Source organism: Psychrobacter sp. APC 3281, assembly GCF_030407815.1.
GTDB lineage: Bacteria > Pseudomonadota > Gammaproteobacteria > Pseudomonadales > Moraxellaceae > Psychrobacter.
Window position 1 is genome coordinate 324,658 of sequence record NZ_JASDCS010000006.1, and the last position, 22,997, is coordinate 347,654.

The following is a 22,997-nucleotide window of genomic DNA, read 5'->3' on the forward strand; positions in this document are numbered from 1 at the left end:
TCTTTTTATTTGAGATAAGTGTTAAACATCTAATCACATATCAAAAATCTTACCACGGTTCATAATGTTGTTTGGATCGAATACTTTTTTGACTTCTCGTAAATAATCAATCTCCGTCTCACTGCGGCTATAGTGCAAGTACGGTTTCTTTGTCATACCAACCCCATGCTCAGCAGACACTGAACCACCATATTTCTGTACCGTCTCAAACACATATTTATTGACGACCTGACACTCAGCAAAGAAATCATCTTTGCTCATATTCTCAGGCTTTAGAATATTCAGATGCAAATTGCCATCACCGATATGACCAAACCAACAGACTTCAAAGTCAGGATAGTTACTGTTGACAATGTGATCAATCTCTTCGATAAAAGTCGGTACGTGGCTTATCAGCACCGAGACATCGTTTTTATAAGGCGTAAATACCGAGATAGTCTCTGAGATATACTCGCGCAGCTTCCACAGCTCTGCCGCTTGTGTGAGGTTTTGGCTCATCACCCCATCGACGACCCAACCTTGCTCCATACAATGCTCAAATATGGCCATGGCTTTGTCCATGATTGGCTCATAAGGCGCTTCAAACTCTAATAGCGTATAAAACTTGGTACGTGACTCAAACGGCTCTTGTACTTGACCATGTGCCATCAGCTTATCAATCGCTACATCGTCAAAGAACTCGAATGCCGTCAAATCAATTTGTGCTTGAAAGGCAGAGAGTACGTTCATCACATCGTTAAAGCTGTCCATGCCAAGTACCATGACGTTTAAGTCTTGTGGCTGACGCTCAAGCTTGATTTGCGCATGAGTAACAAGGCCAAGCGTGCCTTCACTACCGATGAATAATTGGCGCAGGTCATAACCGGTGGCGTTCTTTACCATGCCGCGATTCAGCTGCAAGATATCGCCTTTACCCGTGACGACAGTCAGACCCATGATCCATTGACGGGTCATGCCGTAGCGGATGACTTTGATACCGCCAGCATTGGTACCGATATTGCCGCCGATTTGACTAGATCCTGCTGAGGCAAAGTCGACAGGGTAGTATAAGTCTTTTGATTCAGCGAATTCTTGCAACTGTTGGGTAACCACACCGGCTTCGACTTCAACTATTCGATCGGCAGGATAAAACTGTCCGATGCAGTTCATTTTATCCATGCTGACGACGATTTCACCGTTGGCAGCGACAGCACCAGCAGAGAGTCCTGTACGACCACCACTAGGCGTCAGGACAACATTGTGCTCATTGGCCAGCAGTACGATAGTCTGTACTTGCTCAGTGGTCTTTGGAAAAACGATGGCAGCAGCAGCAGGGGCAAAATGTTTGGTCCAGTCTTTACCCCAATGCTCTAAACTCTCAGCATCGGTTTTGATTTGGCTGGGGTCGAAATCATGGGTATCCGTGAGCGTGCTCAAGATGGTTTGCACGGCATTGGTTTCGGATGTGTTCTGAGCGGTAGTTGGCGTCATGGTCAAATCTCAATATTGGCGTAAGCACGATGCTGGGACTGCTTATTATATAGCGAAATAACTATAAATTCAGTGATGAGTCAGCTCGTAGAGGTAATAAGTGGATGATAATTTTTACCTGTAAGAAGAGGTAAGTAATAAATAATTGATTCGATCGGTTTCAAACAGAATAATTCACTATAGCATAAAAATTTTTCAGGCTTGATAACCAATAATTCATCTAATCTGCTAACATCGACCTCAAATTTTGTGTAAGATATCGGGACTGTTTTCGTTTCCTCCATCATAGATTATCCAACAGGTAATCTTATAAAACAATTATAGGACAGTTCTCATATGGCGTTATCACTACAAAAAGACAAAATCCGGTTTTTATTGCTTGAAGGTCTACATGACAATGCCCTAAAAGTATTGGAAGGAGCTGGTTACCACAACATCGAGAATATCAGTCACGCCTTAGATCAAGACGAGCTGATCGAAAAGATCAAAGATGCTCACTTTATCGGTATTCGTTCGCGTACTCAGCTGACGCGTGAAGTACTTGAGCACGCACACAAGCTTATCGGCATTGGTTGCTTTTGTATTGGTACCAACCAAGTAGATTTAGATGCCGCTCGTGATCTTGGTATCCCTGTCTTTAACGCGCCATTCTCGAACACTCGTTCGGTAGCTGAGCTAGTATTGGCAGAAGCCATTATGCTGTATCGCGGTATTCCTGAAAAGAATGCAACCGTACATCGCGGCGGCTGGGGTAAGTCTGCGACCAACTCACACGAAGTACGTGGCAAGACTATCGGTATCGTCGGTTATGGCTCTATCGGCTCGCAGCTGTCTGTCTTAGCAGAAAGCTTCGGTATGAAAGTCATTTATCATGATGTTGTGACCAAATTGCCGCTAGGCAACGCGGTACAAGTTGGTAGCCTAGAAGAGCTACTATCAACGGCTGATATCGTGACATTGCATGTACCTGATGTACCAAGCACTCGCTATATGATGAAAGCTGAGCAGTTCGCTCAAATGAAAGAAGGCAGCTACTTTATCAATGCGGCTCGCGGTACGTGTGTTGAGATTGATGATCTGGCAGATGCGCTTGAGTCTGGTAAAATTTTGGGCGCGGCTATTGATGTGTTCCCGAAAGAGCCAAAATCAGCTGACGAAGAGTTTGAGTCACCACTACGTAAGTTTGATAATGTGATTTTGACGCCGCATATCGGTGGTTCAACACAAGAAGCACAGGCCAATATCGGACTGGAAGTAGCAGATAAGTTTGTTAGATACTCTGACCAAGGTGATACGGCGACGGCTGTGAACTTCCCAGAAGTTTCTATTCCGTTCAAAGAAAACTCGCATCGTCTACTACACATTCACAAAAACGTCCCAGGCGTACTGTCTCAGATTAACCGCCTATTTGCTGAAGCTGGTATTAACATCCTAGCGCAGAGCCTGATGACAGAAGGTGATGTTGGTTATCTAGTGATGGATGTCGATTACAATGATTCGACCGCTGCACTAGACCAACTAAAAGATGTAGAAGAGACTATCCGCGTACGTATCTTATTTTAATATAGTTAATCCATTATAAAATTGGATTAACACTATCAGGGCTAATAGCTTTGATACGCATTGAAGATTTGTCATAAAAAAAGAGAGGCTCTATTGATTGGAGCCTCTCTTTTTTATTTCACTTCTTTTTTATTGTACTAATGCTAAGTTTAGTCCGCTTTAGTATTGTTCGCAGCTTCTGCCTGTAGACGCGCTTCCGTCTTAGCAGCTTTGCGTTTTTCTATTACATCCATCACGTCACTACCGATATGGGCTTCACCACGCTTTTTGGCTAGCTGCATTTGGTGCTCGCGCTCACGGAAACGGGCTTTCTGTTCATCAGTCGCTTTGTCGATACAGTGTGGGCATGATTCACCTTTGATATAAGCAGGGCTTTGCATATCATCGACAGTGATCGGCATACGGCAAGCAAAACACTGCTCGTAGCTGCCTTTTTCTAAGTTGTGGTTGACCGAAACTCGATTATCAAAAACAAAGCAGTCACCTTGCCACATAGAATCACTGGCAGGGACTTCTTCGAGGTATTTTAGGATGCCGCCTTCTAAATGATAGACCTCTTCAAACCCTTGCTCACGTAAATAGGCAGTAGATTTTTCGCAGCGGATACCACCTGTACAGAACATTGCGACTTTTTTATGCTTGGTTGGATCGAGCTCTTTTGAGACGTATTCTGGAAACTCGCGGAACGTTTCAGTGTTTGGGTTGACTGCATTTTGGAAGGTGCCGATTTGCACTTCATAGTCGTTACGCGTGTCGATCAAGGTGACTTCAGGATCTGAGATCAACGCATTCCACTCGCTTGGTTTTACATAGCGACCAACGGATTCCAATGGGTCGATATTCTCGACACCCATGGTGACGATTTCTTTTTTCAATTTCACCTTAGTGCGATAAAAAGGCTGTGCGTCAGTATAGGATTCTTTAAAGGTAAAAGTACCAATTGCTTCAATACTGCGCAGGTAGTCAAGTACGGTATCGATACCTTGACGCGTACCAGAAATCGTACCGTTAATACCTTCGCTTGCAAGCAACAACGTACCTTTCACATCGTTATCGAGCATAGTGTTTAAGATAGGCTCACGGTACTGTTCAAAATCGGCAAAGCGTGTGAACTTATATAGTGCAGCAACGACGATATTATTAGTTACACTATCGTATACAGGGGCTGAATTGTTGTCAGTTATCGCAGTTTCTTTGTTGGTGCTCATGTCTTTCTCCTGCTGGCTAGGCCGCAAACCTAGTGCAATGATAATAAAAAAGTAGATAGGTGTATAACATTATCTCAATTGTGGAATTGATTAATGCGCGCGTAGTGTAGCAAATTTTGCTAGGGTTTTGAATAGTTTGTAATGCTTGGCTTGATGTTATGGAAAACGTTCGACCACTGATGAATATGATAAAAAATAAAAAAGCCCAGTAAAATACTGAGCTTTTTTTATATTCAATTCGTAGTACGAAAGTTAGATACTATTTACTCTGGAACCAAGTATCCGCTTTGCTACGAGCACTAGCGATATCATCACTTGATAAGTTTAATGCCAACTGACCAATTTTACCGCGCGCTTTGTTACGGACTTTTTCATCTAGCATGCCATCACGGGCAGCCAAGTCATACCATTTATAGGCATCGACCAGATTTTTTTGCTTTTCATCTAATAACGCAAGCGTGTAACTGGCACGGTTATCGCCACGCATTGCAGCTTTTTCTAACCACAGACGAGCTTGTTGCAAGTTAGGCTGTACACCTTCACCGCGCAAATACATGATGGCAAGATTCAACTGAGCAGGGGCAACACCTTGCTGAGCGGCTTTGGTATACCACTGGATTGCTTGTTGGGTATTTTGAGCAATACCTTCACCTTTTTGCAAACGCTTGGCCAAATAGAACTGAGCGTGATCGTTACCTTGAGCGGCACGACTAGACAACTCGCTCACAGGCATAAGCTCAAAACGTGAGGTATCAAGCGGTACGTTTGATATTAACTCAGCATTGGCTAAACCAGCACAAGAAAATAATGCAGTAAACAACGCAGCTTTTAATAATTTCATAGCAGCTCCAAAATTAGGCAGTTAATAAGCAAAAAAATTGTACCGCTAAACATTGTCTCGCTAAAGACAGTCAGACGGCGATAACAATTAGGTGAACTCTTGCGATATGAACTTACCTAATCATTAGCAAAAGGGGGTTGTCATCTCTAAATCAAAGATTTCACCCTAACTGATTAGACAAACGGTCGTAATAGTGGGGTGGCTGACAATATTTTGCTAGCTTAACACCCAAACTTACGAAACTCAAATACTAATTACAAGGTCTCATAGACGTTTGTACCTGATTGTCCTTAACAAAATCAGACAGTTACTAAAAAATTATATTAAGTTAACAATCTATTAAGGTTGATACCAACTTATGTGGCACTGTTTAGCAGTCTATAAAATATAAAGACAGCTGAGAATTTAGCGGCTATTTCTTGGTCACTCGATAGATAGCGACGTCTGCTAACAAGTTAGGCGCTTGCCTAATTAACGCCTTCATCAAAGGTGTATGGCCTTTTTCAGAATCGCTAACGGCAAAACGATTAATAATATGAATATCATGCTGCGCACATAACAGCTCAAAATCTTTGAAAGTACATAGGTGAATGTTTGGTGTGTTGTACCATTCGTAAGGCAGCGCTTCAGAAACAGGCATCATACCTTTAAGCCCTAAATGAATACGGTTTTGCCAATGCGCAAAGTTAGGGAAGGTAATGACTGCTTCACGGGCAACTCTCAGCATATCAAGCAACAACTCGTCAGGTGCTTTTACTGCTTGTAGGGCACGTGCCATGACGACCGTGTCAAAGCTGTTATCAGCAAAACGCGCTAGACCATCGTTGAGGTCCTGCTCGACAATTGATAAGCCATTACCAATCGCTTCATTGATTTTGTCTTCATCAATCTCTAGTCCGTAACCTGTCACGCCTAGTTTCTGCTGTAAATGGGCAAGCAGCTCACCATTACCACAACCTAAGTCCAGTACATGTGCTTGCGGCGCAATCCAGCGCTCTGCCAGTTGGTGATCCATTCTCATGAGCGTTCTCCTGTGGCTGAGCGGCTAAGGGTAATAAATGGCGCAGTCAAAAATCCTTTAACCGCACCCATGTAGCGAGGAATATCAAACAAGAAGGAGTCATGTCCGTGCGGCGCGTCAATATTGATATAGCTGACTGGTTTGCCAGTGGCCATTAGCGCATCGACAATCTCTTGCGAGCGCTCAGGTGCAAAGCGCCAATCAGTGGTGAATGACACGACCAGATATTGGCATTGTGTATGAGCAAAGGCAGCTTTAAGCGCAGAGAGCTCTTGCTGACGATCAGACTCAATATCTTCAATCGTCGTTACTGCATCTTCTAACTCACTCTGTGCATTGGCTTTACTAGATTCGACTGACGCCGCGATTGAGTCTTCTATTTGCACTGCCGACTCTGTAGTGTCTTTTACTACGGTTGATGGGTAGTCGCGCGTCGGATCAAAGTAATCTAAGGCTTTGGTCATGAGCAGATAAGTATTGGCATCGAAGTTTTCACTAAAGCGCTCGCCTTGATAGCGTAGGTAGCTTTCGACCTGAAACTCGACATCGTAGCCATACATGAATTTACCTGATTTTAAATCACGGCCAAATTTTGCTTTCATCGCGTCATCAGTTAGATAGGTAATATGGCCAACCATACGCGCCAATATCAGTCCGCGACGAGGATAAGTGCCTTCTTGTATATAGCGTCCGTCTTTAAAGTCAGGATCGGATAATATAGATTGGCGCGCCACTTCGTTAAAGGCGATATTTTGAGCAGATAGCTTTGGCGTACTGGCAATGACCACACAGCGTTTTAATCGCTCTGGATAATCAACAGACCATTGTAGCGCTTGCATACCGCCCATTGAGCCGCCGACAATGGCGTGCCAAACGTCGATGCCTAAACGATCTGAGAGCATTGCTTGAGTTTTTACCCAGTCTTTGATGGTGATCAGCGGGAAATCAGGGCCATACACTTGCGGCTCATCGCTACTATTTGAATCAACGCTGTCCGAACCAACGTTATCGGGGTTAATAGTAGTAGGCCCTGTTGAACCAAAACAGCTGCCGATATTATTGACACACACCACATAGAACTGATTGGTATCAATTGCTTTATTGGGGCCAATCATATTGTCCCACCAGCCTGCTTTTTTATCATCAGCGCTATGGAAGCCAGCTGCATGATGATTGCCCGATAACGCGTGGCAAATCAGAATTGCATTTGATTTGTCGCTATTGAGCGTACCGTAAGTCTCTACCATCAAGTCAAACGAGGGCAGGGTACGGTTGCATTCTAACGTTAAGGGCTCAGCGAAATGAAAATTCTGAGGCGTAACGACACCCACCGACCCTATAGCACTGTCAATATTGGCTGAGCTATTAGGGTGAGGTTGTGAATTAGGATGCTGGTCACTGGTATTATCAGAGCGTGCGTTCAAAGCTACCTCGCAAGACTACAATCATCAATAAAATAAAAGCAAAATGGCACGTTGCTAAAAGGCTATTTTACCTACACGGTTTTTATAAACTGGGCCTGCCTATTGTATGGTGATGCGCGTTGGAGTACAACCATCGAGCGCGCCTTTCGAGCGTATCGATCATAGTTTTTATGGAACATACTTTATAAATGAATAACGAATACGTTGCCAGCATCAAGTAATCAAGAGTTAATAAATAGCAACTGCGTATCAAATTGTATAGCGGCGCTTTTAGCCCGCGTCATTAATGGATAAAATGCTACACTAATGAGGTGTCTATTCAACTGTGTCTTAACAGTATCGTCTCTTATTATTTTGACCTCACCCTTAATAACTTACTGCTAATAAAGTGCTGCTATGAAACCTAAATTGCCCCCACGTATTGCCGTTTTGTTAGTGAATCTTGGTACACCAGATGAGCCAACGGCCCCTGCCGTACGTCGCTACCTCAAACAGTTTTTGTCAGACCCACGAGTGATTGAGATTCCCAAATTCCTATGGGCTATTATTCTGAATCTATTTGTCTTACCAAGTCGTCCTAAGCGCGTAGCAAAGGCTTACGCCAGTATCTGGGAAGGTGATTCACCGATTCGTAAAATACTAAAAAGCCAAGTTGAGCTATTAGAACCACGTTTAGCCGATAGTGTGGCACCATTTCGTGTCTCTGTGCATCCTGCGATGAGCTATGGTAATCCTGGTTTGCCTGATGTCATGGATGCGCTACGCGGTGAAGGAGTTGATCACTTTGTCATTCTGCCGTTGTTTCCGCAGTACTCCGCCTCTTCAGGCGGTGCCGTATATGATGCGCTGACGAAGTGGACGCTCAAGCAACGCAACTTGCCAAATTATACGATTGTCAAAGACTACTTTGCCCATCCACTATATATTCAAGCATTGGCCAACTCTATTCGCCGTTTTCAAGAGAAGCATGGCAAGCCTGAAAAATTGATGTTTAGTTTTCATGGTATCCCGCAGCCTTATGCTGATAAAGGCGATCCGTATCCTAAACGCTGTAAATGTACCGCTGCACAAGTGGCGCATGAACTTGGCCTGAACGATGACGAATGGATTATTAGTTTCCAATCACGCTTTGGCAAGCAAGAGTGGGTCAAGCCGTATACCGATGTGGTGTTGGAAGATTGGGGTCAGTCAGGTGTGCGCTCGGTACAGGTAATCAGTCCGGCGTTTTCAGCAGACTGTCTAGAGACACTAGAAGAGCTAGCCATTGAAAACCGTGATAACTTCCTTAATGCTGGCGGGCAAGAGTATCATTATATCCCTGCATTAAACCTTGATGAGACACATATTGAATTACTTGAAGCGTTGAGCTTGCCTTTGGTAAAAGGTTGGGCTGGCACGTTAGATGGCTGGGTTTAGTTAGTCGAGCGTAGTTGTATTGGTGAGTTGAATAGTAGAATAAAAAAGCACGCTTAATATAGTTAAGCGTACTTTTCTGGTTTAGAGGGGTAGAACAATAATCGTATTAAGTTCTAAAAATCATCATCGTTGCTACGTTCGGCTGCTTCTCTATCAACAATATCCATCGCATCTGGGTAATCACTGTCATCAAGATTGTCTTGAACTAAAATCTCATCGACACGAGACTCATCGATATTTTGACGATGCGCAGGTGTTAGTCCTTGGGTCGCATCACTACCGACTTCTGAGTTATTAAATCCTGCACTATTATCAATCACATCATCGTTATCAATGGTATGCAGCATAGGATTGTCCAAATCAACCAATTGGTTGTCTTGTTCATCCTGATTATTGTTATCTAAATTATCTAAGTTATCGACGTTGTCATTATTGTCACGACGATTACCGTTAATATGATCCATCTCTTCTGGTAGTGGGTTTTTTGAGTTTTCCATGAATAATTCCTTATTGTAGTTATTAGATGTTGCCATCATTAGAAATAAAATATCGCACTGATTTATCAGAGCATAGTGCGTGATAACGTGGATAATATGCTTCTCAGTTTGTACGCTTATTCAACTTTTCACTAGTAGTAAGGTGTGACAGGATGTTCAAAAAATGTAAGACGATGATTAGAACGCAAAACGGCTACTCAAGATGAGTAGCCGTAATTGTTTATAAAATTTTTGCTAAGTCTTTGTACGATAGCAAGATTGCTACATAAGAAATCAAACTTATAGTTTTAATTATTGGCGTGGTCGAACTTATAATTTAACTTCTGTACCAGACATGACTCATAGTCAGCCAGTTTAAATCGCCATAAATAGGTCAATGCAATACCATAAATTGCAGTCTCAGCCAGCTCTTCGACAATTTCACCAAATGTATGCGGGAACATAATAGCGTTCTCGCCCATGTACTGAATGATAGCCAGTACAGTAACGCTAAGATAGAGCGAAACGGGCACGTTTTTTAGCACTGCCCATAGGTAATGCCTTGAGTAGACCAGCAAACCAAGCGCGACGAGATAGATAACGGTAAGGACGCTGTCCTCCCACCAGTCATAAGATTGACCAAGCATCGAAAAGTCGCTTGGAACCAGTAAGTCTGGTAGATAGTTCAACTCTCGACGAATGACAGAGACAAATATAAGTACGGCTGCTAGCCAAAAAGCCTTAATTTGTTTGACATGACTTTTCATAACATATTGTGAACTGCGCAATAGGCATATTATCAAAAGTATAATGCCAGGGACTTCAATGATGCCATCTGAACTCAAAATAACTGGCTCCTGCGTATCAAAAAGAATGTGTTAAAAACAAAAAAGTGAGCCCAAAGGCTCACTTTAAAGCAAAAATATCGAATAGTTAGGGTTTAACAGATGACCTATTATAAACCCCGTACCTAGATATTACTGTTATGAAATATAACTAACTGGTCATAAGTGATTGTTAATATAAACAATATATAATGATTTATTGTAGTATCAGTTATCAAAAACTCTAATATCTGCAAGGTATATAAATAATCGTGCCTTACATGCTTGATTAAATGGCAGTGAGTGATTAATGTGCTTCATCCCAGTTTTGACCACTATCGGTCTCGACCAATAATGGCACTGCAAAGTCGACATTCCAGCCTTTTTCTACTGCCGTAGTCGTCAATACATCTTGCATAGCATCAGTAATTAGCTGGCTAACTTCGTCTACTTTATCGGCATCTACTTCAAACACCAATTCATCGTGAACCTGTAGCAGCATTTTAGCTTGTTCTTTTGGCAACACTTTATCAACAGCAATCATAGCAAGCTTGATTAAATCGGCAGCAGAGCCTTGTAGTGGCGCGTTAATCGCCGCGCGCTCAGCTCCTTGCTTGACCATACGGTTACTATGATTGATATCAGGCGTATAGAGCTTACGGCCCAATATTGTTTCGACATAACCTTGCTCATAAGCACTTGCACGCGTATTGATCATATAGTTTTTGACGCCTGGATAGCGCTCAAAGTACATATCAATATAGTCTTGTGCTTCGCCGCGACTCATCTGTAGCTGCTTGGCAAGTCCAAAGGCGCTCATACCGTATAGTAGACCAAAGTTAATGGCTTTAGCATTACGACGCTCAGTCGAAGTGACGTCTGCGACATCCTTACCAAGTACTTCGGCAGCGGTGGCCGCATGAATATCTAACCCTTCGTTAAAGGCATGGGTTAGGTTTTTATCACCTGAAAAATGTGCCATTAAACGCAATTCAATTTGTGAATAATCGGCGGCTAAAATAACTCGACCTTCTGGGGCGATAAAGGCTTGACGAATCAAACGACCAGTCGCAGTACGAATTGGGATGTTTTGTAAGTTAGGATCTGTCGATGACAAACGCCCAGTGCTCGTTAATGCCTGATGGTAGCTAGTATGCACGCGATCGGTTTCGCTATCCGCGACATTATCAAGCGCATCAGTATAAGTACTTTTGAGCTTGGATAGTCCGCGATATTCCAAGGTAATGTCGACCAATGGATGATCGATTTTTGATAGTACCGCCTCACCAGTTGAGTATTGACCAGACTTGGTTTTTTTGCCACCAGCAACGCCTAGCTTTTCAAACAGCATCTCACCGAGCTGCTTAGGAGAGCCTAAGTTAAATTCTTCCCCTGCGACTTCATAGGCGCGCTTCTCTAGAGCGATAATTTCTTCATCAAAGCGTTTTGATAGCTCGTTTAAGAAGGAGCGTTTAATCAAAATACCATGCGCTTCCATTTGGCAAAGTATCTCTGCCGTTGGAATTTCTAACTCGTGTAGTAATTTGGCATTATTGGCATCGTTAGCCAGCTCAACGCTAAATACGTCAAATAATTGATAGGTGATATCAGCATCTTCACAAGCATAGTCGCTCGCGATATCGATGGCCACTTGGTCAAAGGTAACTTGTTTAGCGCCTTTACCTGCTACATCTTCAAAGCTGATGGTTTGCGTTTGCAGATAATGGCGTGCCAAATCATCCATGCCGTGGCGAGTAGCTGCCGCATTGATGACATAGCTGGCAAGCATCGTATCCATTGCCCAGTTATTTGGCTGCTCATGTATGGCGCCAACTAGGTCGATATCGTAGTGAGCGAGGATGTGCGCATCGTACTTTAGATGCTGACCGATTTTACCGATATTAGGATTCTCTAGTACAGGTTTTAAGCGAGCTAATACTGTATCACGATCAAGCTGCTTGGCTATCAGCTCATCACCTTCTAGGCTATGCGTAAGCGGAATGTAATAGGCTTCATGTGCTTGCAACGCAAAGGATAAACCAACGATTTGTGCATCACGCCAATGAACGCTAGTGGTTTCGGTATCAATGACAAAATGCGGAGCAGCTTCTAACAATTCGACCAAGCTATCAAACGCTGGCTCGTCGAGTACAGTGTGCCACGCTTTATCATGGTTAGTACTGTCTTTGATGTTGTCGCTCTTGGTGGATTGGAGCGATTTTGCCATCTGTGCCTGTGACTCAGTATTGGCTTGGCTATCAGCAACACTTTTAGAGCCATTGGCAGGGTGATTCGGGTGATCGAGTGATGCCAGCTCATTTCTAAACTCAAGCTCATTATATAAGTCGCGCAATTCGTCTATATGGGCACAAGGGTCAGTATTGATTTTTAGGTCATTCCAATCTTGACCGATTGCTAAGTTAGTGACGATGGTAGCCAGCTTCCTATTAAAAGGAATATCATCAGCGTGTTCAATCAGACCTTTCGCCCCGCGACCTTTGATAAAGCCAATATGCTTGAGCATGTTTTCGATATCACCATACTCAACGAGTAGGTCTTTAGCGGTCTTTTTACCGATACCAGGTACGCCTTTGATACCATCAGAGGCATCACCCATTAGCGTTAAGAAATCGATCATTTGGTTTGGGTTAATACCGAATTTATCGATTACCGCTGGCGTATCCGTGACTTTACCCGTAAAGCTGTCTTCTAGTATTACGCAGTCGTTGACCAGCTGCATCATGTCTTTATCACCCGTTGAGATGACCACATGATGGCCTTGCTCGACAGCGCGATGGGCAAGTGTACCGATGATATCATCGGCCTCTGCACCTTCGATACGCAACAGTGGAATACCTAAGGCAGTAACCAAACGATGAATATAAGGAATTTGCTCTACCAGCTCGACATCGATGGGCGGACGAGCAGCTTTGTAATCAGCAGACATATGATGGCGAAAAGTCGGTGATTTGGTATCGAAGCAAACAGCCATATGAGTAGGGTGATAGCGACGCATCAGCTTGAGCAGTGCGTTGAGTGTACCGCGTATCGCATTGGTGATTAGGCCCTGCGAGTTTTGCATGGTTTTTGGTAGGGCATGATAAGTTCGAAACAGATAATAGGAGCCATCAACCAAAATAAAAGGCGGCTGATCTTTGTCTACATGACTGGTATCCATCAGCGCCACGTTAGGCATGGTATCGAAGTTCGGTAATGCTTTGGGGTCAAGCGCTTGGTGAGAGTTGTGGTCGTTATCGGTGGTATTGTCAGCTATGTCATCAGTCATAAAAGTCACTTATCAGCTATTAGATAAAAATATATACGCTTATTATAACGATAAAATCAGCGTGTGCCGAACTGCTTAACCGTTACGAGATGTTCTATCGTGTTCTTTTTTATTGAAATCTATATTGGAGTTTTCGATATCTCATGTCTAGGATAAATAAATTGCTAAAAACAAAAAAAGAACCCAGATAATCTGAGTTCTTTTGGTATTAGATGACTATCGACTACTTGTCATTTAATAGACGTTGATAACGAGTCTCTGGATGCGCTATTTTACTTCTGAAGAGACTTCAACATCGATGTTACCGCTGGTTGCTTTCGAATATGGGCATACTTCATGCGCTTTTTCGACCAATTTTTGGATCTCGTCAGCAGATAGGTCTGTATTATCAGCGATGACGTGGATTTTTACGGCAAGCTTATATTCGTGATTGTCACCTTGTAGTAGGTCTACAGAGGTCTCAACAGTTGAGCCAAATGTTGCGCTTTCCATTTTTTTGACTACGCCCAAAGCGCCATCAAAACAAGCACCATAACCCATAGCAAGTAATTGCTCAGGGTTATTACCTTTTTCATTAGCGCCTGGTGGTACCATGTTGATTTCAAGATCGCTATCGCTTAAGGTTGCTGTACCCATGCGGCCGCCAGTAACAGTAGATTTGGTAGAGTATAGAGATTTCATGACACATCCTTTGTTGTGAGTTTTTATGTTTATATTTAAGTGGTAAATCTTAATATGAAACCTAGCATAACAAATCGCTCACGCAGCTCAGTGCATAGAGAGTAAATATATACTGCTAGTTTGTAAATGAGATTTCGAGCTCAGTTTTATTCGTTTTTAGATTTACAAGCTTATCGTACAGCCGTCGAAGAGGTACAATAGCGGTAATGAGCCATATATAGGTTATCAGTACGGATAATAGAAATCTGAATCATAAGGACATTGTTTGATGAATAGATGGATTGCGATACCTAGTGTTTGTTTTTTGACGACGCTTGCTTTGATAGGATGCGAGGAAGAAGACGGCGCTTATGGGACGGCTAGTAGCGAGATTACATTGACAAGTTTTGCTAATAGTTATGATAGCAAAGCCAATGCTACGGCGATTGCGCGAATTGATGAGACGTACCGTACTGGTGCGCGCGAGATCAAAACAACCAATCTTATCAACAGTTATAGCAATCAAAGCCTGAATGATTTAGACAGAACCGTACTGGCAGATGACTTCGAGGGTCGACTTGAAAATAAAGACATCGAGGTTAATAATCGGACGGTCAAACGCCCCATTTATGAAAAAAACACCAACAACCAGCTAGATTACCAAACCACTTATAAGACGCTCAATTTGTCAGGTTTGCGTGCTAACAGCTATGTTGCTAGTACAAACGTGAACAATAGATACGGTATTATTACCGACTTAAATAACTATTCTGAAATTCCGACCAATGTTGCTTTTCCTGAAGGGTCGGTTTGTTATATCCCTGTGGTAACCAGTGAGCGTTCGTTTTTGGCATTTAATGAGAAAAACAAGACTGGATACGCTTCAATAGAGAGATGGATTGAAGTGGCCAAAACCCGCTTTAGTGCAGATAGGGATCATAGAACTTCTCAGTTCGGAGTGGGCGTAGGCAATCAGCAACAAGCCGCGCAAGTTATGTTTTTTGAGTACGAAGATCAGCCTGCTTATGAATATAGCGGTGTTGAGTACGGAAAGGACGTCTATGAGGCAAATTATGTCGCCAAAGGTAGTACTGACCCGAATATGGACAGTCGTTTTGACGTAGTCGATTGTACAATCGTCAATGAGGTGGCTGGAGACTTCTTAGCTGAGCAAATCGAACGCTACTATTGAGATGGATTGATGGCTATTAGTCGTGCTACTTAAGCATAATGATCGCAATTTAAAAGCCCAAAAACACGCTTCGTTTAAATAACGAGGCGTGTTTTTTTTATACGCTAATTCTGCACCCTGATGCTAAATCCGCTACAATACGCCCATTATTTATTTTATTTATTTAGAGTCACTTCTAAATCACATAACTGTTGAAGCTGAAAATTATGAGCGTAGATCCAAAGAAATTAAACAAAGAAGTTGCTAAGCGCCGCACCTTTGCCATTATCTCGCATCCCGATGCTGGTAAGACCACTATGACCGAAAAACTCCTGTTATGGGGTCAAGCGATTCAGGTAGTGGGTGAAGTAAAAGGCCGTAAGACAGATCGTCATGCAACCTCAGATTGGATGAGTATGGAGCAAGAGCGTGGTATCTCGATTACGACGTCTGTCATGCAGTTTCCGTATAAAGACCATATGGTCAACCTACTAGACACCCCAGGTCACGCCGACTTTAGTGAAGATACTTACCGTACTTTGACCGCAGTGGATAGTGCGCTGATGATGGTCGATGGTGCAAAAGGTGTCGAAGAACGAACCATCAAGCTGATGGAAGTGTGTCGTATGCGCGATACACCTATCATCTCATTCGTCAACAAGCTAGATCGTCAAATTCGTGAGCCGCTTGAGTTGCTTAGCGAAATCGAAGCAGTATTGAAAATCAAATGTATCCCAGTGACTTGGCCTATCGGTATGGGGCAAGACTTTATCGGCGTCTATCATTTGACTGAAAATAAAACTTACTTTTATGAAAAAGGTAATGGCGGCAAGATGACGGTCTCTGAGACCCGAGAAGGCTACGATTATCCAGATATTCGTGAACGTCTAGGACAGCTAATGTTTGACGCTTTTGAAGAGTCGCTTGAGCTGGTACAGATGGCGCTAGAAGAGTTCAGTGTTGAAGCATTTTTGGCTGGCGAGATGACGCCAGTATTGTTTGGCACGGCATTGGGTAACTTTGGGGTAAACATGGTACTTGATACCTTGGTCAAATATGCCCCGCCACCGAAAGCCCATCCAACGACTGAGCGTGAAGTATCAGCCACCGAGACAGATTTTACGGGCTTCGTTTTTAAAATTCAGGCCAATATGGATCCGCGTCATCGTGACCGTATTGCGTTCTTGCGAGTGTGCTCTGGTAAGTACGAGAAGGGTATGAAAATGAAGCATGTGCGTCTGGGTAAAGACGTACGTATTGCTGATGCGCTGACCTTTTTAGCAGGTGACCGCGAGGCACTAGAAGAAGCGTATCCGGGTGATATCATTGGTTTGCATAACCATGGCACCATCTCCATCGGTGACAGCTTCACTGAAGGCGAAGAGTTGAGCTTTACCGGTATTCCGCATTTCGCCCCTGAACTGTTCCGCCGTGTGGTACTAAAAGATCCGCTTAAATCAAAAGCCCTGCAAAAAGGCCTACAGCAGTTGAGTGAAGAGGGTGCAACGCAGGTGTTTATGCCGCAGATTAATAATGATTTGGTTTTGGGCGCGGTTGGTGTGCTACAGTTTGAAGTAGTCGCGCATCGTCTAAAAGAAGAGTATAAAGTTCAGTGTACCTTTGAGCCAGTATCGATAGCTACAGTACGCTGGATTCATTGCGATGATGAAGTAGCATTGGCGAAGTTCAAGAAAAAAGCCCATGACCAATTATCATTAGATGGTGGTGGTTATTTGACTTACCTTGCGCCATCACGCGTCAATTTACAGCTGATGCAAGACCGCTATCCAGAAGTGACTTTTAGTAGCACTCGCGAACATTAAATTTATTTATACGCTTATTTTATTTATACGCTCATATCGTTTATTGATTAAGACACGCCAGCCGTGTCTTTTTTATTGCCTGTGTTTACGACTCGAATAGTAAAAGTCAGACAACCGTTTGCTTACATCACCTCAAAAACGTGAACAGTCTTCCTACAATACATTGCAATTGTTACGGTAGAATATTGAATGGCATTTTATATTTGTAAAAGAGGACATATGCACACTACGACTCAAACTGATGATAAATCTATATCGGCTAATCTATTTTCGATAAAGGTAAGCCAGAGACGTTCAATTGCTATGTTGACTGGCAGCCTATTGTTAAGTGCCGTTAGTATGTCGGTAAATGCAGGAAGCTTTCTTAGTAGCACTGAATATCTACCGTATCAACTACCCAGTAATATACAAGAGACATGTGACAAGCGTGATAACTGTCCAGAGATTGAAGTTAAATATCTCAAAAGTAGTCAAAACTGGATAGATGAGATTGCCAATGCCCGTATCGATAACTTAGTCGTCAATAGTCAAATGACAGAGTCAGTACCTATCAAGGGTAAAAGCAGCGAAAAAGAAGTTACGGATGCTCTTGATAGCTTTGTGAGCTCGCAATTTCAAGATATGCCTGATGATGTGTCATGGGGTTATAGTCTGATGGTAGCGCCCAATTATCTAGGTCATGTCGATGACTTTGAGCTGTTTGAGATCAGCTCCTATGTTTATACTGGCGGTGCTCACGGCATGCCTTACAGCGAGTACCTAATATTTGATCCAAGTACCAAGAAGCAAGTCACGCTTGACGACATGCTTATCTCAGGTAAAAAACCTCGTTTTGAGGCGCTTGCCTATGATGCGTATAAAACGTGGGTTAAAACGGTTGCCGAAGACGTGAGCAGTTATGAGAAAAACTGGCCATTTACGTTAAGCGATAATGTGACCTTGACAGATACAGGCGTTAGCATTCGTTATCAGCATTATTCTATCGGCCCATATGCTTACGGTATGCCTGTCCTTAATATCCCCTATAACAAGCTCGACAAAGTTATAAAACCTCACTTTATACCAAAGTAAATACTGTATGGTGTTTGAGGAAAGTACTTAATAAACTGTGCTAGGCAAATATTATTAAAGAAATAGCGACAATACTTATCATAAATTGGCAGTAATATTTTAGAGTTATTATTTTTAGCATCATTGGATATTCAATAGAAAAATAAGGAGTTATAACATGACAAACGAGACAGATAGTATGAATACGGCAGCAAGTACAACTTGGCAGCTGAATGCACTGACGGAAGCGCTAGGTGACCTGACACTGACAGTTAGTGATAGCTTATCTATAGGTCGTGGTAGTGATAACGACGTAGTGCTAGGTAGTAAGCAGGTTTCTCGCAACCATGCAGTGCTCAGTGTGCTAGATGGTCAGCTGTATGTGAAGGACTTAGATTCTTCTAACGGCACGTTTATCAATGAGCAACGTATTGCAGGCAATGAATCTAGTCATCTAAAAGCAAACGATACGCTTGGCTTTGCAAGTTTTAGCTTTCAAGTACAAGCATCTGCTGCACCTATAACAATGTCGGAGAGTGACACGCTAGCGCCAGTAGTCACAGAAGAGCCAGTAGCAGATACACATGAGAATGTTGATGCTGCTGCCGTGACAGAAACTCCTGCTAGTGAGCCTGTGACTGAAGAGCAAATAGTTGAAGAAAGCGTTCTTGAAGAAAGTGCGAGCAAAGAAACTCTGATTGAAGAAGAGCCGATCATAGAGCAAACAGGCAACGAGCCAGTGATCAAAGAAACTGGCATCGAAGAAATGTTACCTGCTACAGATGATACTGTACCTGTAGAGCCTTTACCTGTAGATGCCGGCTCAGATATGACCGAAGAATCAGTAACCCCTACGCACGAAACCGTTGAACCAGTTGTTGAAGAACCGGTTTTTGAAGAATCAGCTGTTGAAGAGGTAGCTACTGAAGAAGCCGTTGCTACAGAGCCAGTTGTCAAAGAAACAGGGATTGATGAAGTACTGTCTGACGCGGATGCGGCATCGCCTACGCCTGTAGAAGAAACGCCAGTTGCCACAGAAGGGGTAGATGACACATCTGTACCAACAGCAACTGAAACAGAAGCTGTGACGTCTACAGAGTCATCACATGCAGCATCTACTGATAGCGCGCCAGTGGTAGAAGAGCAGCCAGCAGTGCATGAAGAGCCAGTAATGCATGAAAAGCCAGTAATGCATGAAGAGCCAGCAGTCCAAGACGAACACGACAAAACGACAAAAACAGAGTTACAAGAAGAAGCTGACCCTGAAGTTTTAAAAGCCAAACAAGCAGCTAGTGCCCAGTTTTCAGGCACGGCTAATTTAGGGCAGCCGCGCGATCTTGGTACCGAAGGCAATAATGCGATGGATCAAGAAATCAGCAACCCTGCTCATGCAGGTCATGTAGAGAAAAAAGCGAGCGGCGGCTGGTTCATATGGGTATTTGTGACCATTCTAATTATCGGTTTGGCCTTATGGTTGTTTAATATGGGCGGTGCATAATTCAATTTTACACTAGGTCTTTGTCGTAATTTTTGACAGAGGCTCTTGTTATGCGTACCGTTTTTTAAACAAATGACTCATTATAGCGTCGATATTTTAGCGAATATTGGCGCTATATTTTATAGAGCAGCTTATAGTTTTGTTATTGCCTATAAGGTGCTAAGAGAGCGCTATTATGATGACTTTTGAAGAATACCAAGCTTTTAGAGATAGAGGTTTTAGTCACGCACCGCTAGTAAAAAAGCGTCTGATGGATGCGCAGACTCCCGTATCTGTATTCTCCAAAGTACGTGATCTAAATGGCTCTGCCTATCTGTTTGAGTCTGTAGTAGGCGGTGAGCGCTGGGCACGATACTCCATGATTGGATTGGGTAGTGATCTGATTTTACAGTACGCTGATGGCAATATGACGACTAAACGAAACGATCATATTGATATAGAGTCAGTAGAGAATCCCTTTGATTACCTGCGTGAGCTGATGGCGCAGTATCATATGCCAACCGCTGAAGATGTGCCGACGATGCCGAGCTTTAGTGGCGGTCTAGTCGGTTACTTTGGATATGATATGGTACGTGTTATTGAGCCAAGTGTCGGCTTATCTGATGCGGCCAATCCAATGTCGATGCCAGATATGTGGCTGATGCTTTCGATGAGCGTGATTGTATTTGATAATTTAGAGAATACGCTGGCAATCATCGTCTATGCTGATTGCCAGTCTGAGGATGGCTACAGTTCAGCTATTCGTGAGCTAGAGCAAATCGAGGAAAAGCTAGCAGAGCCATCAAACCTGCGCGCACCTGTAATGCCTACGCCTAAATTTATATCGCAAACAGGTGCCGAAAAATACTGTAGCGATGTCAATAAAATAAAGGATTACATTGCTGCAGGTGACGTCATGCAGGTAGTGCCAGCGCAGCGATTGACAGCGGACTATACAGGCGACTCTCTAGCCGTCTATCGTGCGCTTCGCTACCTAAACCCATCACCGTATCTGTTCTTGGTGCATGGTTATACACTCGACGATCACAAACGCTTTGATATTATCGGTGCTTCTCCTGAAATCCTATCCCGTATCGAAAATGGCAAAGTGACGGTAAGACCGCTAGCAGGGACACGGCAACGTGGCCAAGATGAGGCTGAAGACCTCGCGCTTGAGCAAGAGCTGCTCAATGATGAGAAGGAAACAGCCGAGCATTTGATGCTTATTGATTTGGGTCGCAATGATATTGGCCGCGTTTGCGAGTATGGCAGTGTCAAAGTCACAGAAAAGATGTTTATAGAGCGCTACTCACAAGTGATGCATATTGCATCTAATGTTGAGGGTGCGATACGAGCGGACAAAGATGCACTAGATGTATTTTGTGCTACTTTCCCAGCTGGGACGCTATCGGGTGCACCCAAAATCCGGGCTATGCAAATTATCGATGAGATAGAACCAGTACGTCGAACGGTGTTTGGCGGTTCAGTAGGTTATTTAGGTTGGAATGGTAATATGGACACGGCCATTGCTATCCGTACTGCGGTGATGCGCCGTGGTGAGATACATATTCAAGCTGGAGCAGGGGTTGTTGCTGATTCTGTCCCAGAAAAAGAATGGGATGAAACCAATAAAAAAGCATTGGCATTAGTAAAAGCGGTAGAAATGGCCTGTAATGGCTTACGTATTCGCTAATTAAATAGCCAGTGATGTGGCAAAAATAAAGGCTGCAAGTAAAAAGCCAATTTATTGCCATATTTTTATTTATAAAAAAACCAGCTTAATCAGTAACTTAAATATTTATATCAAATTAATTTAAAAAAAGATGAAAAAGTACTTGCGCATCTCAAAAAATTTGATAGAATAGCCACCACTTTAAGAGAACAAGCCGACTTAGCTCAGTTGGTAGAGCAACTGACTTGTAATCAGTAGGTCGCCAGTTCGATCCCGGCAGTCGGCACCATCTCTCTTAAAGTAGCTTTTTATGAATTTGTCTTAAATGTAAGTCATTTTTGTTCAAAGCAATCTAAGGTGGGGTTGGGGAGCGGTCAAACCCAACAGACTGTAAATCTGTCGCGAAAGCTTCGAAGGTTCGAATCCTTCCCCCACCACCATATTTTCTAAAGTTTGTCATAGCGCCAAGCATACTCTCTATATCTCATAACTCTCGATTAGAGTTATCCTGAATAAGAGTAAATGCGGGTGTGGTATAATGGTAACACCTTAGCCTTCCAAGCTAATGACGCGGGTTCGATTCCCGCCACCCGCTCCATATATACAACATCGCAAAGCATAACAATAAATCATCACGAGAGTCAGTAATTATTGCTGCATCGTGATATTTTTTTTAGTGCAAATCAAAGGTTTTAACATACGCTCATATAGCTCAGCGGTAGAGCACTCCCTTGGTAAGGGAGAGGTCTCGAGTTCAATTCTCGATATGAGCTCCATTTATTGTTTATACCTTTTATGCTTGTTTTGCTATTTATATAACTTTGCGTCGATATCGAAATTATAGAATATTGAAATATATAACAGTAGTGCGGTAGACAATGATTCAAAGGTAACACTGAGGTGTTGCCTTTTAGTGCTGTCAGTATATTAATAAATATTGGTTTTGATGGTCTTATATAGAGAAGACTAAAACTAATAGGTCAGTATGCAGACGTTAATACATTATTTTTTGCATTTTGGTTTTCCTCTTTTTATCGCGATTGCGTTTTTTAGAAAAGAGTGGAAAAAAGCATATCTGATTTTGCTTGCGACCATGTTGGTTGATATAGATCATCTGGTAGCAAACCCAATATTTCAGGCAAATAGATGTAGCATTAATTTTCATCCGTTACATACTTATTATGCGATGCTAGTGTATTTTGTTTTACTCTTTCTTCGTAAGCCTTTTAATATCATTGGAATTGGATTGCTATTCCATATGTTAACGGATTTTACGGATTGTTTGATGATGTCGGTCAGCTAATATCGCGACCTTGCATATCAAGATAATTATACGGTTATAAGAAAGGTTATAATCAATCGAGCTTTATATCTACTAGTTAGAGAGAAGTTGATTTCGATTGAGAGATGTATGACTATTTAAGACAAGTCAGCGTATAATAACGGATACAAGAATTAGTTCGGAGCATTGTTTAAGCAGTGGTTCGTGCGGTTGATAGCTAGGTTTATGATGATTTAATTCTATTATGAGCCATTAAACAGCTTTTTATTGATCATTCACCAAAAAAAGAGGAAATACCCATGGCAAAGGCCAAGTTTGAACGTAACAAGCCAC

General features: G+C 42.8%; 17 protein-coding genes and 4 tRNA genes. 12 read left to right on the plus strand and 9 right to left on the minus strand.

Annotated features, from left to right (window positions below; genetic code table 11):
• Window positions 1-33: 33 nt before the first annotated feature.
• Window positions 34-1,470, minus strand: a complete 1,437-nt coding sequence (locus QL886_RS06860; protein WP_290178116.1) for an FAD-binding oxidoreductase — start codon at window positions 1,468-1,470, stop codon at window positions 34-36.
• A 336-nt stretch (window positions 1,471-1,806) separates the two neighbouring features.
• Here QL886_RS06860 and serA point away from each other — a divergent pair, with 336 nt between their 5' ends.
• Window positions 1,807-3,033, plus strand: coding sequence for a phosphoglycerate dehydrogenase (gene serA, locus QL886_RS06865; protein ID WP_290178117.1), 1,227 nt, complete (start codon window positions 1,807-1,809; stop codon window positions 3,031-3,033).
• A 149-nt stretch (window positions 3,034-3,182) separates the two neighbouring features.
• On the opposite strand, the gene QL886_RS06870 is transcribed toward serA, so the two are convergent.
• From QL886_RS06870 to QL886_RS06885, 4 genes are all read right to left on the minus strand, one after another.
• Window positions 3,183-4,241, minus strand: coding sequence for a rhodanese-related sulfurtransferase (locus QL886_RS06870; RefSeq protein WP_290178118.1), 1,059 nt, complete (start codon window positions 4,239-4,241; stop codon window positions 3,183-3,185).
• Window positions 4,242-4,500: 259 nt separating this feature from the next.
• The gene (locus QL886_RS06875; RefSeq protein WP_057758462.1) at window positions 4,501-5,082 is read right to left on the minus strand and encodes a tetratricopeptide repeat protein; all 582 of its coding nucleotides are present in this window, start codon (window positions 5,080-5,082) and stop codon (window positions 4,501-4,503) included.
• A gap of 412 nt (window positions 5,083-5,494) precedes the next feature.
• Complete coding sequence (gene metW / locus QL886_RS06880; RefSeq protein WP_057758464.1) at window positions 5,495-6,103, minus strand: methionine biosynthesis protein MetW; 609 nt, start codon at window positions 6,101-6,103, stop codon at window positions 5,495-5,497.
• On the minus strand, window positions 6,100-7,455 hold the full coding sequence (locus QL886_RS06885) for a homoserine O-acetyltransferase (RefSeq protein WP_290178138.1): 1,356 nt from the start codon (window positions 7,453-7,455) through the stop codon (window positions 6,100-6,102). The genes metW and QL886_RS06885 overlap by 4 nt, the downstream gene beginning before the upstream one ends.
• Window positions 7,456-7,923: 468 nt before the next feature.
• Here QL886_RS06885 and hemH point away from each other — a divergent pair, with 468 nt between their 5' ends.
• A complete protein-coding gene (hemH, locus tag QL886_RS06890; protein ID WP_201568529.1) occupies window positions 7,924-8,943 on the plus strand; it encodes a ferrochelatase in 1,020 nt (339 codons plus the stop codon).
• A 113-nt stretch (window positions 8,944-9,056) separates the two neighbouring features.
• Here the strand turns inward: hemH and QL886_RS06895 are convergent, their stop codons facing one another.
• The 4 genes from QL886_RS06895 to QL886_RS06910 form a co-directional block, all read right to left on the minus strand.
• The gene (locus QL886_RS06895) at window positions 9,057-9,440 is read right to left on the minus strand and encodes a hypothetical protein (RefSeq protein WP_290178121.1); all 384 of its coding nucleotides are present in this window, start codon (window positions 9,438-9,440) and stop codon (window positions 9,057-9,059) included.
• Window positions 9,441-9,727: 287 nt separating this feature from the next.
• Window positions 9,728-10,186, minus strand: coding sequence for a hypothetical protein (locus QL886_RS06900; RefSeq protein WP_290178122.1), 459 nt, complete (start codon window positions 10,184-10,186; stop codon window positions 9,728-9,730).
• Between the two features lie 364 nt (window positions 10,187-10,550).
• Window positions 10,551-13,529: a DNA polymerase I gene (gene polA / locus QL886_RS06905; RefSeq protein ID WP_290178123.1), complete on the minus strand. Its 2,979-nt coding sequence runs from the start codon at window positions 13,527-13,529 to the stop codon at window positions 10,551-10,553.
• A 267-nt stretch (window positions 13,530-13,796) separates the two neighbouring features.
• A complete protein-coding gene (locus QL886_RS06910) occupies window positions 13,797-14,210 on the minus strand; it encodes an Ohr family peroxiredoxin (RefSeq protein WP_191114742.1) in 414 nt (137 codons plus the stop codon).
• A gap of 268 nt (window positions 14,211-14,478) precedes the next feature.
• On the opposite strand from QL886_RS06910, the gene QL886_RS06915 reads away from it, so the two are divergent.
• From QL886_RS06915 to QL886_RS06960, 10 genes are all read left to right on the plus strand, one after another.
• A complete protein-coding gene (locus QL886_RS06915; protein WP_290178124.1) occupies window positions 14,479-15,381 on the plus strand; it encodes a hypothetical protein in 903 nt (300 codons plus the stop codon).
• 206 nt (window positions 15,382-15,587) lie between these two features.
• Window positions 15,588-17,183: a peptide chain release factor 3 gene (locus QL886_RS06920; RefSeq protein WP_057758477.1), complete on the plus strand. Its 1,596-nt coding sequence runs from the start codon at window positions 15,588-15,590 to the stop codon at window positions 17,181-17,183.
• A 219-nt stretch (window positions 17,184-17,402) separates the two neighbouring features.
• Window positions 17,403-18,254 (plus strand): RsiV family protein, encoded by an 852-nt coding sequence (locus QL886_RS06925; protein ID WP_290178125.1) that lies wholly within the window; start codon window positions 17,403-17,405, stop codon window positions 18,252-18,254.
• 157 nt (window positions 18,255-18,411) lie between these two features.
• On the plus strand, window positions 18,412-19,731 hold the full coding sequence (locus QL886_RS06930; protein WP_290178126.1) for an FHA domain-containing protein: 1,320 nt from the start codon (window positions 18,412-18,414) through the stop codon (window positions 19,729-19,731).
• A gap of 175 nt (window positions 19,732-19,906) precedes the next feature.
• Window positions 19,907-21,403: an anthranilate synthase component I gene (gene trpE / locus QL886_RS06935; RefSeq protein ID WP_290178127.1), complete on the plus strand. Its 1,497-nt coding sequence runs from the start codon at window positions 19,907-19,909 to the stop codon at window positions 21,401-21,403.
• Between the two features lie 192 nt (window positions 21,404-21,595).
• Window positions 21,596-21,671, plus strand: a tRNA-Thr gene (locus QL886_RS06940).
• A gap of 67 nt (window positions 21,672-21,738) precedes the next feature.
• Window positions 21,739-21,822 (plus strand) — tRNA-Tyr (locus tag QL886_RS06945).
• A gap of 84 nt (window positions 21,823-21,906) precedes the next feature.
• A tRNA-Gly gene (locus QL886_RS06950) sits at window positions 21,907-21,980 on the plus strand.
• Window positions 21,981-22,083: 103 nt separating this feature from the next.
• Window positions 22,084-22,158: transfer RNA gene (locus QL886_RS06955), tRNA-Thr, on the plus strand.
• 209 nt (window positions 22,159-22,367) lie between these two features.
• The gene (locus QL886_RS06960; protein ID WP_057758486.1) at window positions 22,368-22,685 is read left to right on the plus strand and encodes a DUF6122 family protein; all 318 of its coding nucleotides are present in this window, start codon (window positions 22,368-22,370) and stop codon (window positions 22,683-22,685) included.
• The last annotated feature ends 312 nt before the right edge of the window (window positions 22,686-22,997 follow it).